This is a genomic window from Gracilibacillus alcaliphilus (genome assembly GCF_016909015.1).
GTDB classification, from domain to species: Bacteria; Bacillota; Bacilli; order Bacillales; family Amphibacillaceae; genus Gracilibacillus; species Gracilibacillus alcaliphilus.
Genome location: NZ_JAFBFA010000041.1, coordinates 12,271 through 27,361, shown reverse-complemented (window position 1 = coordinate 27,361; position 15,091 = coordinate 12,271). Strand labels below are relative to the sequence as shown.

The following is a 15,091-nucleotide window of genomic DNA, read 5'->3' as shown; positions in this document are numbered from 1 at the left end:
CCAAGATTATAGCATACCATATTATTTATAATAAGTAAATAATAAAAAGAAATATTTACACTATAATCATCTTTCTTTTACATTCATTTGCTAGAATAACCACTAGAAAAAGTAGTTTCATAGGGGGAAAATGATGGACATTCATTTAGAACAATTAACTATGCAGTTTGATGATGTAACTGCAGTCAAACATATCACCACTACCATTAAGAATGGTGAGTTGGTCTCATTACTTGGACCAAGCGGCTGCGGGAAAAGTACAACATTAATGCTTTTGTCGGGTCTGTACAAACCTACCGGTGGAGAAATTTATTTTGGAGATAAGAGAGTAACACATCTTGATGCAGAAAAACGTGGAATCGGAATGGTTTTTCAAAGTTATGCCCTATACCCACATCTATCTGTATTAAAAAATATTATGTTCCCTTTAAAAATGCAAAGAGTTGCGAAAGCGGAAGCAAAGCAACGGGCGATGGAAATGGCTAAGCTCGTGCAGATTGATCATCTGACTGACCGAAAGCCAGCCCAACTCTCAGGAGGACAGCAGCAGCGGGTTGCGATTGCCCGTGCTCTCGTGAAAAATCCAAAGCTACTGCTCTTAGATGAACCTTTGTCAAACTTAGATGCACGATTGCGTTTAGAAATGCGTGAAGAGATTAGAAGAATACAGCAAGAGGTTGGAATTACTGCTGTGTTTGTTACACATGATCAGGAAGAAGCATTGAGCATATCTGACCGTGTGATGCTTATGAACCAAGGGGAATTACAACAAGATAGTGCACCACAGGAAATGTACCGCACACCAAGTAATGTATTTGCAGCGAGTTTCTTAGGGAATCCGCCAATCAACTTCTTAAACTTAACCAAGGAAGAAAGCAAGGCTGGAACGTACACGATTGACGGAACGAATCAACAGGTCACCTTCATGAACCCGGCATTGAAGGCTTATGAAACACTTAAAATCGGGTTGCGTCCTGAACATTTAGAAATTGCTGCAGAAAATGAAGCATTTATTACAGGAGAAGTTATTCATATCGAGACCATTGGCAGAGACACGCTTATTCGTGTACAGCAAGGGGACATACCAGTACGTGCTTTAGTAGATCCGAAAATCCATTTACAAGTAGGTGATACTTGCAGCCTGGCTATTGAAGAAAATCAGATTCACTTCTTTGATACGAATACAAGTGAACGCATTGGAGGAGGGTTTTCGCATGATGTCAGAACCAACTTGGAAGAGCACGTTTAAAGCCTTCCTGTATCTTCTGCCGGCACTGCTTATCTTAATTATTTTTAACATCTATCCGATTATCAAGTCTTTTTTGATGAGTTTTTATATAGATTTTGATTACTTTAATAATGTGGTGTATGAGCGAGGTGTAAGGAATTTTATCCATCTTTTCCAAGACCCTAATTTTATAAAAGCGACGCTGAATACATTTATTTTTGTCGTTGGTGTTGTACCGATTTCCATTATATTATCTTTGACGATTGCTTTATTTCTTAATAGCAAGATTAAATTTTTAGGTTTTTTCCGGACGATTTATTTTCTGCCTTTTGTTACCTCAGTGGTAGCTGTAGCGATTGTCTGGAGCTGGATTTTTCATTCGGACTATGGTCTGCTTAATTATTTTCTTGGCTGGTTTGGAATAGATCCCATTAACTGGCTTACAGATCCAACTTATGCGATGCCAGCTTTAATTATTTTGAGTATTTGGAAAGGATTGGGGTTTAATATCATTATTTTTCTAGCCGGCTTGCAAAATATTAATCAGCAATACTATTTAGCTGCCCAGGTTGACGGAGCTTCAGCGTGGAGACGTTTTACAAATATGACGCTGCCATTGCTGTCACCAACGATGTTTTTTGTTTCCATTATCTCCATTATTAATGGATTTAAAGTGTTCGATGAGATTTTTGCCTTATTTAATGGTAAGCCAGGACCTGCGAATAGTACGCTGACTGTAGTGTACTACGTATATCAGAAATTCTATGAAGAATATGAATTCAGTTTGGCAGCTGCTGCAGCTTTCGTCTTGTTTATCATTGTTTTCATATTTACATTAGTTCAGTTGATTATCGGAAAAAAATTCGTTCATTATGATTGAGGGGGATTCAATGATTAAATCAGCATTAACCAAGACAACCATATATTTTTTACTTTCTGTTGGCGCTATTTTAATGCTGCTTCCGTTCGTTTGGATGCTGAGCACGTCTTTAAAAGCACCGAATGAAGTGATGACTATGCCTCCTGTTTGGATACCTTCTGAACTTAATTGGAGTAATTTCACAGAAGCATTAAGCGTTGCTCCTTTTGATACGTATTTTATGAACAGCGTGGTTGTAACGGTTTTAAGCACCATTGGTGAATTAATTACAACGATTTTAGCAGCTTATGCATTTGCGAGAATTAACTTTTATGGGAAAGAGGTAATATTCGCTGTTTTATTAGGAACGATGATGGTACCGGGAGAGGTCCTTTTAATACCTAATTTTGTTACCTTATCCAATTTGGGATGGATTGATACATACCAAGCCTTGATTGTACCTTGGATTGCCAGTGTTTTTGCTATTTTCCTGCTGAGACAATTTTTCTTGGGAATACCGAAAGAACTCTCTTTTGCTGCCAAGGTTGATGGCTGCAGTGAATTTCGATTTCTATGGTATGTCATGGTTCCTTTAGCCAAACCTGCACTGATTACGGTAGCTTTATTAAAAGTAATCAATAGCTGGAATGCGTTCTTATGGCCGTTAATTGTTACCAACTCTCAGGAATTACGTACGTTGCCAGTCGGACTTTCAGCCTTTACAACAGAAGCTGGTGTGAAATATGAGTTATTAATGGCCGCTTCCTCTATGGTCGTGCTGCCGATGATTATTTTATTTTTTATCATGCAGAAACATATCATTGCTGGTGTTTCTAGGACAGGATTGAAAGGCTGATTCTGCACTTTTCCAAGGAGGTGATCTGTTGACTGCGTTGTTTATCACGGAGAATCGTTCGTAAAAACCCTGCAGAAGAAAATTTCATTTTTTGAAAGAGGCAACCTATTTTCAAGTATATTCATTATTATTTGAGGAGGAAAAATATTATGAAGAAGAGTTTATTGCTTACTTTATTAAGTATGTGTTTTATTTTGCTGCTGGCTGCCTGTGGAGGAGGTAATCCTGAGGGCGGGGAAGATAACTCTGAAAGTGGAGAAGGGAATTCTAAAGGCGGAGAAGATACTGCCGCTGAAAATGAAGCAGCAGAAGAAGTAGAAATTGAGTTTTGGCATGCGATGAGCGGGCCTCACGAAGAACAGATTAATAGCTTTGTTGATCAATTCAATAGTGAGCATGAAAATATTACCGTAAAGCCGGTTAACCAGGGTAGCTATGATGATCTGGAGCAAAAAATAATGGCTGCTGCAAAAGCCGGTAACCTGCCTACACTTTCTCAGGCTGTAACAAGTGTTATACCTGAATATATGAATAATGATTTTATTATGCCATTAAATGATTTTATAGAAGATAGTGAAATAGGTCTATCTGACGAAGAATTAGATGATTATGTGGATGTGTTTAGAGAGTCCAGCCAGTGGGATGGTACGTACTACAGTCTGCCATTTAGCAAGAGTACAAGGGTTCTTTTTTATAATAAGGAAATATTAGAGGATAATGGATTCGAAGCTCCAGAAACTTGGGATGATGTCCGAAATATTGCTGAAACAGTTACAAAGGACAATGTAGTCGGAATGGGGTTTGAGAATTCTTATGAATCTGAATTCCAAGCGGTTCTTAACCAAATGGGCGGTACTTTTATTGATGAAGAAACGAGCGAAGCACAATTTGCCTCTGAAAATGGTGTAGAAGCGATGTCACTGATCATGGACATGATTGATGAAGAAATTGCACGTACAGCTGGAGAGGAAGATTATATGTCTAACCCATTTGGGCGCGGTGATGTAGCAATGTATATTGGATCTTCTGCTGGAATTCCTCATGTGGCAGGCGCTGCTGAAGGAAACATCGAGTGGGGAACAGCACCAACACCGACATTGGACGGTGAAGCAGCAACGGTATTTGCAGGTAATGATATCATTATGTTCAACCAAGCAGAAACAGCTGAGCAAAAAGCCGCATGGAAATTCATGAAATTTTTAACAAGCCCAGAGATTACAGCTGCTTGGTCTATGGAATCTGGCTATTTACCAGTCCGTTATTCTGCGCAAGAGCTGGAGGAATATCAATCCTTTGTTGAAGAAAATGATGAATATAAAGCAGGTACGGAACAATTTGATGCAGGTTTCTTTACTGCTCGTATTCAAGGCAGCAACAAGGTAAGAAATATCTTGTTAGAGGAATTTGACAATATTCAGCTTGGACAGAAAACGGTAAAAGAAGGATTAACCGATGCACAAGATCGGGCAAACGAAACATTACAGTAAATGAGACCAAGAAGTGGAGAATGCTTATGTATCAGTTTCTAGTATTGGACGGTCGGAGTTGTACGCCGCTGTCATGGAGCAAGAATACATTCATGCAGAATGGGTTCTAAATTGGATTTAATGTATTCAATCAATCCGCTGTCATGGAGCAAGAATACATTCATGCAGAATGGGAGCCTTGGATAAATGACAAAGCGAGACTGCCATCAGCGGGAGGTTCCTTCCTCCCTCACTAATGAGCGGCGATAATTAGCCGTTATCCCCCCGCTCAGACTTTTTTTGAAGCTCTCCACACTTGAGCGGAGATTTATAGATGATATTGCACCATGACATAAAGCGAGTTCCTTCAGTGGGGGGTTATCGACGCATAGGACGTGCTAGTGCAGACGTTGCGACAGGTCGTCGCGAACTTAGTCTGTTTTCATCTCCCACTGAATGTTAGTTGAGCCAATCGGGCCTTGGATCTCCCACTTAGAAATGACGTGCTTCCTTATTTCTTGAAACGGGAGTCTTACACTGCGATAAACACTAAAAACAGGAGGCAGATACATCATGCAGCAAACAACAATTACATTTTGGGGCGGCTTAAACACTATCGGGGGGAATATAGCAGAAATAACTTATGGAGAAGCCCGCGTCATATTTGATTTTGGGTTAGTCTATGACCCAGGCACCTCTTTTGTGCAAAATCATAAAAACAGACAGCAGACATATGTTAGTGACTTACTAAAATTGGGTGCCATACCACCAATAGATGGTATATATGCTGAGTCAGATATACAAACAGATGATTTCCCTGCAGCAAGGCCCTTAGCATTGGAAGAAACAGACAAACAAACAGCTGTGTTTATATCACATCTTCATTTAGACCATATGGGAGCAATGGATACCATTGCAGACGCTATACCAGTGTATATGTCTGAGCAAAGCAAAGAGCTTTTTGAACATTTACAGGTAATTGGGGAGGGATTGACAAGACCACGTCAAATTACAGGTATCGAATATCAACAAGCCGTACAGATTGGTGAAATAACAGTGACACTCTACCAGACAGATCATGATGCTTATGGATCCGCAGCAATGCTTATTAAAACACCTGATTTAAATATCCTTTACTCTGGAGACATCCGCATGCATGGTCAGCATCCAGAGTATAATCTGGCGCTTATCCAAGCAATGAAAGATATATCTATCGATATTTTGCTAATGGAAGGTACTGCTTTTCGTCCAGTTGAACCAGAGAGCGATGAGGATAAGCGTCAAGCACCTGCTGAATCAGAACAGGAAATAGCTTCCTATGTTGGAGAAAGACTTCTGCAGCATACACATTTAGGTATATTTAATATGTACCATCGTAATGTCGATCGCATTAATAATATAATTGAAGCAGGCCGGCGGGCAAACCGCCAAGTAGTCTTAGAAACAAAGACAGCTTATCTCGCTAATTATTTCGCAGCTCATCGTGCATTCTCTATTTTGTTACCGAAAAATAAGAAATTAGCTGCCTGGGAAGAAGAATTAATAAAAAAATATCCGACAGTAACAACAGCTGAAATCAATCAGAATCCAGCTTTATATTTTGTCCAAAACAGCTTTGATCATTTAGTGGATTTATTAGATTTGCAGGTCCAAGGTGCGCTTTATTTTCATGCGAACGGCATGCCATTAGGGGCGTTTGATCCGCAATATTACGCTTTGTTGAAATATCTGGAACACTTTCAAATCCACTATCAGTCTATAAATGTATCAGGGCATGCAACGAAAAAGGATATTTTAGCGCTCATCGATGCTTTCCATCCAGCATTATTAATTCCTTGGCATAGTCTTTATCCAGAACTTGTACAGCCTAACAATCCGAAACAGGCTGTATTTATTCCAGAAAAAACAAGCTATTATATGGAAAATGGCATGCTGCATAAAATGGAAACATATTAGTAAGGCAACAAACGGTCAGTGAACATCTTCTTTTCAGGCGAGTGTGTTAATGGAAGTGTGGACATACCCCCTGCCAAGTTGCTGCTTATCTCTATTTTAACAAGGACTATCAAAAAATAAAGCGAAACTCCATTCAGTGGGGGTTTTTCGACGCACAGGACGTGCTAATGCAGATGTTGCGACAGGACGTCGTGAACTTAGTCTGTTTTCATCCCTCACTGAATGTTAGTTGAACCAATCGGGCCGTTACTGGCTGTTGGATCTCCCACTTAGACATGACGTGCTTCCTTATTTCTTGAAGTAGGAAGTTTAATTGGTGCAGGCGGAATTGGAACATCATTAATTTTTGCCATCCAAGGCTGAAGCTGGGACCGAGTTAGTATCATTATTATCGGCATTGTGATTGTTGTATTAATCGTTGACCTGATTTCAAGTGCGCTTAGAAAACGAATTGTTTAAGGCAGATACAGAACAAAGCTTTCTTCCGGGGGCGTTTTCACTTTTCTCCCACCGGGAACCGCAATAACTTGCCCTGCCAGAGCTGCGGAAGAAACCGAAGGGAATCAGGTCTACGGATCTGTGATAAAAAAACTTGTTTTGTGAAATAAAGAAAGGAAAGAGCCAACGCCTATGAAAAAACAGAAAATAGTTATATTATTTACAAGTGATGTTCATGGCAAAATCTCACCCTATAACAGCCAGGATAAAAGTTATGATGGAAAAGGATATGCTAAGGTCTCTTCTATCATCAAATCAGTCAGGGAACAGGAAGAGTATGTTATTGTTCTTGATAATGGGGATATGCTGCAAGGCACACCACTATCTCATTTTGCTCTTGTTGAAAAAAAGAAGGAAACCATCGTACATCCTGTCATAGCTGCATGCAATAAAATCCAATATGATGCAGCCGTTATCGGAAATCATGAATTTAATTATGGACGGGAAAAGTTAGAAAAGGCTGTTAGGGACTCGACATTTCCATGGCTGTCTGCCAATACCGTAAAAAAAGGGACAGAGGAGCCTTATTTTGGAATACCGTATATTATTAAAAAGTTTGGTGAGCTTACTGTTGGCATCCTGGGATTAACAACCAAAAACATTCCATTATGGGAGCCTGATCGGCATATTGATTGTTTTGACTTCTTAGATCCGATAAATACAGCCAAAAAGTGGGTCCCTTATTTAAAAGAGGAGCTTGGTGCAGATATAGTTGTTATTGCTTACCATGGCGGATTTGAGCAGGATCCTATAACTGGTGAGCATATAGCAGTCAGAAATGGAGAAAATCAGGGCAATGAACTGCTGGGAGCCATTCCAGAGATAAATGTACTTATTACAGGTCATCAGCACTTAGTATATCAAGCTGTAACAGAAGATAACAAGGCAGTTATACAATCAGGAACAAAGGGTGAATTTGTCGGTCGTATTGATTTATGGGTGGAAAAGAAGGATAGCAGCACTCCTTATGAATTAGTCCAACAAGAAACCTCTCTCCTTCCTGTAAAAGATATGACAGCTGACGAGGCTGTTTTATCTGGAATAGAGGATATTGAAAAAGAAGTAGATGGTTGGCTTGATGAAACGCTCACATCAATCACTGATCCATCTAGCATGCAGATTGGTGATCCTTTGTCAGATGTTTGGATAAAGGAACATCCTATGATTGAGTGGGTGAATAAAACTTTTCTGAAAGTAACTGGGGCAGATATGGCAGCAACAGCCTATTTTCTTACACATGGGATGGCGTTTGGTCAAACACTGACCAGACGAGATATGCATACCTTTTATCCATTCGCTAATACATTAGTGATAATGGAAGTGTCAGGAGAAGAAATACGTGCTTCTCTTGAGTTTACGAATACTTTTCTCACATTAGATCAGAATGAGAATATCGTCATAAATGAATCATGGAAGCTGCCTCGTCTGCTTGGCTATAACTATGATATGTGGGAAGGAATCGAATATACCGTCCATTTAAGAAAACCAGAAGGCAAACGAATCACGCAGCTCACCAGCAATGGCGAACCTATTAATCCAAATAAAACATATCGTGTTGCCACCAGCAGCTATCGTGCAAGTGGTACAGGCGGCTATGATATGTTTAGTTCAGAAAAAATTATCAAAGAATTTCCATTCGGAATAACCGAAATGCTCATCGAGGAATTAGAAAATACAAAAGAATTTATTCCCACTGCAAACCAAAATTGGAAAGTGGTCAAATAGTATTTTTCCTATATGAGATTAACTATTTTCAGAAGAGACAAGCCTTCCTCTAATTCCGGACCTGTTGATTGCGTAAGGATCTAGTTCAGAAATATAAGCCGCTTTCTACAGACGGTTGGGGAGCCGGAGCCCCGACGGTGACACCCCACTGCCCGCCCTGCATAGCAAGAAACACAAGCTAACGTCACGTCCTTAAAAACCCTTGTGTGACCAACCTTGTAATTAGCTTGAGGTAAGAGATTTACAGACGGTTACACCATCATAAGGCGAAAATTCATTCAGTGGGGATTTTCATTTCATCCCCCATTGAATGTTAGTTGAGCCAATCGGGGCGTTACTGGCTGTTAGATCTCCCACTTAGAAATGACATACTTCTTTATTTCTTGGAGCGGGAGTCTTACAGCCAATTACACTGCGATAAACAACTCTTCCAGTTTGCATGTAAACCATACAACTGCTTGGTACTGCCCATGACTGTGATTCTATGAACGTAGATGCTTTGTTTAATTAAAACTTATTCCAATCTAAATCGATCTAAAAATAATTGCATTGCAGGACTAACTAACTTATCTTTTCTTCTGATTAAGAAAATTTGTCTTTTGTATTTCCATTCAGGTATTGGCTGCATACATAATTCACCACTTCTTACTTCACGGCTAATAATGTTTTCAGAAAGAATGCCATAGCCCATTTCATGTTTTACTGCTTCCTTCATTGCTTCTGACCCGGATGTTTCCATTTTAATTTTGAGGGAAACACCATGTTGGTTAGCCCATTGATCAAATAATTTTCGACTTACAGATTCAGATTCATGATGTACTAAAGGTTGTCCAGATAAATCAGACGGAGTTAATGTTTGTTTTTTTGTTAGAGGATGGTCTGGATGCATAACGATAACCAAATCATCTTTCCGCCAAGGGGTAATAATCAATTCCTCATCTTTTAAATTCACTTCTGTAATAATACCAAAGTCTAATTGAAATTGTTTTACCTTTTCGATAATTACGGATGACGTATTAACATCCAAAACAATCGATATATCATTGTATTCTTTTTTTAACTTAGACAAGTAAGGAATAATAATGTAAGTTGCAGGCGTATGTGTACTTCCAATCGAAATACAGCCAGCTTTCAATTCTTTAAATTCTTGCATTAAATCTTCAATTTCTTCTGATTGAGACGTAATACTTTGTGCGTAATGATAAAGAGAATTCCCCGCTTCCGTCAACTGAATGGTATGATATGACTTCGTAAAAAATAAAGGTATCCCCAGCTCTTCTTGCAGCTTGTTTAAATGAAAAGTTACCGTTGGTTGACGAATTCCTAGTTTTTTTGCAACGAGATATAACTTTTTATATTTTACCGTGTATACAAAAACTTTTAATTGCTGTAAATTCATGTTTCCCCTCCTATTCAACTATTGGTACTGTCAAAAGTTTTTCACAAAAAACTTGTCGAGCCATTGATATAAATGGATTTGATGAAAAAAATTTCCCTCCTCTCTTTAAAGAATGGATATCACATCTTATTTCTCACGGAGGCCTTACATGGAGTGACAAGCATAATAAACTGGCCAACAGGGAGTAGCTGCGTCCTTGCGTAAAGATTCGTACCCGCAGAGGCTTCATGCCAAGCCTTCGATATTGGATCGGTTTCTTTATTCCTTTTGACATGATCCAATTATTGCTTACTCTATTATAGATTATATCTATGTAAATTTATATAACATAGATATTGTTTTACATGAAGTTTACGACTCTTTTACAGCAGATTAATATTCATCCTTTATCTTTAACTATGTAAGTATTTCACAATAAAAAAATGGAGGGAAAGCCACATGTTAAAAAGGAACAATTTATTATTTATTTGTCTATTTTCTTTTCTAATTCTTACAGCTTGTGCTTCAAATGAAGGCGAAAAGAGTTCAGCTTCGAATGAAGAAGAGGAAAAAGATACCGGAGAACCGATTAAACTTTATGGAAATGACTTTATTGAAGAAATTGCTCCTAAGTTCCAAGAAGATACAGGATATGAAATAGAAGGTGTTCACTATGGTGGCGGCGAAGCACTTGCCCAAATTGAAGCCGAACAAGGGAATCCACAGTGGGATGTCGTTATGATGGATGGTCATGGATCGATTAGAAACCTAGCAGATCGTGGATTTTTACTTACTGATTGGGAACCAGAAAATCTGGACTTACTGACTGACGAAGGAAAGGAACTTGTACCAGAAGATCATGCGTACGCACCAATCGGCCTACATGCGTCAGCTGTCATTGCTTATAATACAGATATCTTAACGGAGGAAATAGCACCAAAAACATGGGATGAATTTTTTGCTTATGACGGTCCTGTAGGCCATGCTGATCCAGCTGTTGCAGCGCCAGCTTATCCTTTAGTATCTTCCTTTTTTCATCAATGGGGAGTCGAAGAAGGAAAAGAACGATATGCGAAACGTTTGGAAGATGGGCTCTACGTATATCCGAAAAACGGCCCTGTGACGAGTGCGTTAATTAATGGAGAAATTCACCTCGCGGCCTTACAAGAGCATAATGCTTATCAAGCTGAACTTGACGGAGAGCCTGTTGGTGTCATTTGGCCTGATGAAGGAGCACCGGGTAGTTTACGAGTCGTGGCAATAAATAAAGAGTCAAAAAATTTAGAAGCCGCTAAGGCATTTGTAGAGTATATGTTAGAGCCGGATACGCAAAACTTCTTAACATCAATGGAAAATGAGAATTCAAGTTTGTTTACTCCATTTAGTGAAGGGGCTAACATGCGTAAAGAGCGTAGACAAGATGGTACATTCTTACTTCCCCCTGCAGAATGGGCAGCAGAGTATGAAACAGAAATAAAGACTTGGTTTGCTGACCAAAATGTTAATTAAGGATAAAACTTATTATGAAACGAAGTGAAAACCGTATAGGCGGGGCAGTTACCCTTATTCTATTTATCTTTATCTTTTTCCCCTTGCTTGCCGTTATTTTGAATGCTGTATTCCCAGGCATCTTTTTCGGAAGCATAGCATTCAATGGGTTTCAGATTATTTTTGAAATATTCGAAAGGGCGTTATGGTATATTTCCTTGAAAAACTCTGTCATACTTGGGATTGGGGCGGCAACCTTTGGAACGCTGCTCGGCGGAGTGCTCGCTACAATCCGTTCCAAATGGGATTACACAATGAGCCGATGGTTAGATATAGCGGTATGGATTTTACTGATCGCTCCTTCTTTTATGATTGCGCAAGGATGGGTATTGTTCGCAAGTTCCGAAGGGTTAGCAAACAGTGTGTTAGACTGGTCGTGGGTAACTTCATTTATTTTTCAGCCAATTGGCTTAATTTTTGTTATGGGATTAACAAAATTCCCCTTAGCATATTTAACAATAGTCGCTGCTATGGAATGGAATGTATCTCGGTTTGAACATGCAGCAAGGCTAAATGGAGCTCACCCTTTCACAGTGTGGAGGACGGTACAGCTCCCGCTTTCTTTACCTGCTTATATCGCGGGATGGACGCTAGTTTTCATCGATACAATCGGGGACTTTGGACTTCCGGCAGCACTAGCAACAGTTTATCGTTTTCCAACCTTACCTTATTCCATTTATTCAGCTATCAATCAATCACCAGTAAGATTCGATATGGCGGGAGTATTGTCTTTTTATTTAGTGCTTATTCTAGCACTGGCAATGGCACTTTTATTTATTGCTATTCAAAAATCAAGAGTAGATTTTTTAAATAGCAAAGCAGTTCGAGTAACAAGACAGAAGCCAAAACATGCCTGGTTATTAAATATTGGGACCTTCGCTTTTCTGCTTTTATGTTTAGGCATCCCCATTGGCTCAAGTGCGGCTGTATCATTTATGAAACATTTTGGTGCAGGGATACGATTAGATAATTTTACACTCGCTCATTATAGCGCCGTATTAGGTGGAGGCGACGAGTTAGATCATGCCCAGTTATCGATTATGGAAGGTTTAAAAAATTCGCTTACTATTGCTGCCGTCGCAGCAATCATTAGTGTTATACTTGGATTTATCGTTGCTTATGTATTAACTTTTACCAATTCGAAGCTCAAAAGTTCACTTCATGTATTTACCTTAATTTCATTAGCTGTACCTGGAGTTGTTTTAGGGATTGGATACATATTTATATGGAATCAAAAATGGTTAGAACCAATTGGTCTTCATTTATATGGAAAACCCTCTTTACTCGTTATGGCAGCAGTTGCCGGCGCAATTCCTTACGCAGTTCGTGTTCAGCTTGGGACGTTTGCCAATCTATCCCCGTCATTATTAAATGCGGCTGCCGTACAAGGTGCATCGACATGGACTAAAATGTGGACCATTATCCTACCAATTGTAAGAAACACTTTATTAATTGCCATGTTAGCCTCATTTGGCACAAGTGTTTTTGACTTAGCTACAGCTTCCATGCTGAAACCACCTAATTTTGTACTCTTGCCCTTAGTAATTGATGAGGCCTTTGAATTTGCCAAATATGGATATGCTACAGCTGCTTCCATTCTTGGCGGAACCGTCGTTGTATTATTAATTATCGTTGTTCAATTTGTTTTTAAGGTTATTTTCAAAAAAATGGATCAACGAGATAGAAAAGAGGGAAATTTAATTGTCACCAATTTTAAAAATAAATGATATCCATAAATCTTTTGGCATGACAAAAGTATTAGATGGTATTTCATTCGAAATGACAGAGGGCGAATGTATATGTCTTTTGGGCTCTTCTGGCAGCGGGAAATCCACCTTATTACAAATCATTGCTGGTTTATTACAAGCCGACCATGGAGAAATAACCATGACAGGTTTACAAGTACTGAACAAGCATACATTTATTCCACCAGAAAAAAGGCCTATTAATATGGTATTTCAGGATTATGCCCTATGGCCGCATATGACCATTCGGAAGAATATTGAATACGGATTAAAGATGGAGAAAAAAACAGAGACGGTTAGAAACGAACGGGTTGCATCCATCTCGAAACTGCTCCAATTGGAAGAGTTATTGAAAAGACTGCCTTCCGAATTATCTGGAGGACAACAGCAAAGAGTCGGAATCGCTAGAGCCTTAGCTACAGAGCCAAGTATCTTGCTAATGGATGAGCCGTTATCTAATTTAGATGTAAAGCTGCGGACAGAAATGAGAAGTGAATTAGCCGATATATTGCGTAAGCTTTCCATTACAACGATCTATGTCACACACGATATGATGGAGGCTTTTGCCTTAGCAGATCGAATTCTTGTGTTACACGAAGGGAAAATAGCACAACTCGCACCTCCCCAGCAAATGTATGAAGAACCTAAAACAATGGGTGTAGCACAGCTGATGGGCTACCAAAATCAATTAAAAGGAAAAGTTATCGCAAAAAACGAAGAAGAAACTACCATTCAATGTGGAGAACTAAGGATAAAAGGAATTGCTCCCACAAACCCATACAACGAATTAACCATTGGTGATGATGTCTCGATTATGCTTCAATTAGAAGCCACTCATGTTGATTCGACCTCATATCAACATGACAATTACTTAGAGACAAAAATTGTACAAGTCATTTACGAAGGAAGCAGATGGAGGTATCGGTTAGAAACAAAGGATGGACAGCATATAGATGGTCTGCATACAAAGAAGTTGCCTTTAAATGAAATAGTACGCATCTCTTTCTCTGTGCAGCAAACTCGTATATTTAAATCGTAATTTACCCCGGTGCAATTGTCCGTAACCCCTCACTCTCTGGTTTGAAGAGATATCAAAAAAGACTAAGTGACGGATAACGGACGCTAACACCCCGATAAGTCTTGCTTTATAAATTGCAAATTGGAGAACGATCTTTATGAAGAATGAAAAACGAATACTCGCAATCTCGGATGTCCATGGAAATGGACATTTACTTACTAAACTATTACAAGCAGCAAATTATTCACCTAATATAGATCAATTGATTATGTTAGGTGATTACATAAATAAGGGACCTGACTCAATTGGCACCCTGCAAGTGATTCACGCTTTATGTAAGGAAGGTGCCGTAGCACTGGCAGGTAATAATGAGTTAAAATGGTTGCAATCCATAGATAAAGATGCGGTAAATTGGCAGCCTTTTCTAACCTCATTACCATTCTGGAAAGAAATAGCCCCCTTCGTATTTGTTCACGCCGGTTTAAAAAAAGACGTTCCACTGCGTGAACAACATATGGAAGATTTAACAGGGATCAATCCTCCATCGTTTGACGACTTCCCTGATAAAATAGTCGTATTTGGTCACACACCGACATTCAGACTGAGGTCTGATGTTGATCGTGTTTGGCTGCATAAAGGAATGATCGGGATTGATACAGGTGCAGGTCACGGGTACAATTTATCACTTGTCGATTTAACGAACTGGGTTGTCTATGCCATAAGTACAAACGATCAAAGACTAGAAACTTATTCCTTAGATAAACAAATCGTATTTGGTCACACCTATGAATAGATAAGAAAGTGAGAGGATTAA

11 protein-coding genes and 1 pseudogene are annotated in these 15,091 nt (G+C 39.2%); 11 read left to right on the top strand and 1 reads right to left on the bottom strand.

What is annotated here, in order from left to right:
• Positions 1-133: 133 nt before the first annotated feature.
• The 7 genes and pseudogenes from JOD18_RS21045 to JOD18_RS21015 all read left to right on the top strand — a co-directional run bounded on the left by JOD18_RS21045 (position 134) and on the right by JOD18_RS21015 (position 8,588).
• Positions 134-1,249, top strand: coding sequence for an ABC transporter ATP-binding protein (locus JOD18_RS21045; protein ID WP_204671148.1), 1,116 nt, complete (start codon positions 134-136; stop codon positions 1,247-1,249).
• The gene (locus tag JOD18_RS21040) at positions 1,215-2,108 is read left to right on the top strand and encodes a carbohydrate ABC transporter permease (RefSeq protein ID WP_204671146.1); all 894 of its coding nucleotides are present in this window, start codon (positions 1,215-1,217) and stop codon (positions 2,106-2,108) included. Before JOD18_RS21045 ends, JOD18_RS21040 begins: the two co-directional genes overlap by 35 nt.
• A gap of 10 nt (positions 2,109-2,118) precedes the next feature.
• Positions 2,119-2,943 carry a carbohydrate ABC transporter permease gene (locus JOD18_RS21035; protein ID WP_204671144.1) on the top strand — a complete coding sequence of 275 codons (825 nt, stop codon included), beginning with the start codon at positions 2,119-2,121 and terminating at the stop codon, positions 2,941-2,943.
• A gap of 149 nt (positions 2,944-3,092) precedes the next feature.
• Positions 3,093-4,430 (top strand): ABC transporter substrate-binding protein, encoded by a 1,338-nt coding sequence (locus JOD18_RS21030; protein ID WP_204671142.1) that lies wholly within the window; start codon positions 3,093-3,095, stop codon positions 4,428-4,430.
• A gap of 552 nt (positions 4,431-4,982) precedes the next feature.
• Positions 4,983-6,365 (top strand): MBL fold metallo-hydrolase, encoded by a 1,383-nt coding sequence (locus JOD18_RS21025; RefSeq protein WP_204671140.1) that lies wholly within the window; start codon positions 4,983-4,985, stop codon positions 6,363-6,365.
• Positions 6,366-6,674: 309 nt separating this feature from the next.
• A pseudogene (locus JOD18_RS21020) lies at positions 6,675-6,824 on the top strand (phosphonate ABC transporter, permease protein PhnE); the annotation flags it as partial.
• Between the two features lie 171 nt (positions 6,825-6,995).
• Positions 6,996-8,588 (top strand): bifunctional metallophosphatase/5'-nucleotidase, encoded by a 1,593-nt coding sequence (locus JOD18_RS21015; protein WP_204671138.1) that lies wholly within the window; start codon positions 6,996-6,998, stop codon positions 8,586-8,588.
• Between the two features lie 514 nt (positions 8,589-9,102).
• Here JOD18_RS21015 and JOD18_RS21010 read toward each other — a convergent pair.
• A complete protein-coding gene (locus tag JOD18_RS21010; protein ID WP_204671136.1) occupies positions 9,103-9,987 on the bottom strand; it encodes a LysR family transcriptional regulator in 885 nt (294 codons plus the stop codon).
• A gap of 438 nt (positions 9,988-10,425) precedes the next feature.
• On the opposite strand from JOD18_RS21010, the gene JOD18_RS21005 reads away from it, so the two are divergent.
• The 4 genes from JOD18_RS21005 (at position 10,426) to JOD18_RS20990 (ending at position 15,070) form a co-directional block, all read left to right on the top strand.
• The gene (locus JOD18_RS21005) at positions 10,426-11,475 is read left to right on the top strand and encodes an extracellular solute-binding protein (protein WP_204671134.1); all 1,050 of its coding nucleotides are present in this window, start codon (positions 10,426-10,428) and stop codon (positions 11,473-11,475) included.
• A gap of 14 nt (positions 11,476-11,489) precedes the next feature.
• Positions 11,490-13,241: an ABC transporter permease gene (locus tag JOD18_RS21000; protein WP_204671133.1), complete on the top strand. Its 1,752-nt coding sequence runs from the start codon at positions 11,490-11,492 to the stop codon at positions 13,239-13,241.
• Complete coding sequence (locus JOD18_RS20995; protein WP_204671132.1) at positions 13,216-14,298, top strand: ABC transporter ATP-binding protein; 1,083 nt, start codon at positions 13,216-13,218, stop codon at positions 14,296-14,298. Before JOD18_RS21000 ends, JOD18_RS20995 begins: the two co-directional genes overlap by 26 nt.
• Positions 14,299-14,434: 136 nt before the next feature.
• Positions 14,435-15,070: a metallophosphoesterase gene (locus JOD18_RS20990; RefSeq protein ID WP_204671131.1), complete on the top strand. Its 636-nt coding sequence runs from the start codon at positions 14,435-14,437 to the stop codon at positions 15,068-15,070.
• Positions 15,071-15,091: the final 21 nt, after the last annotated feature.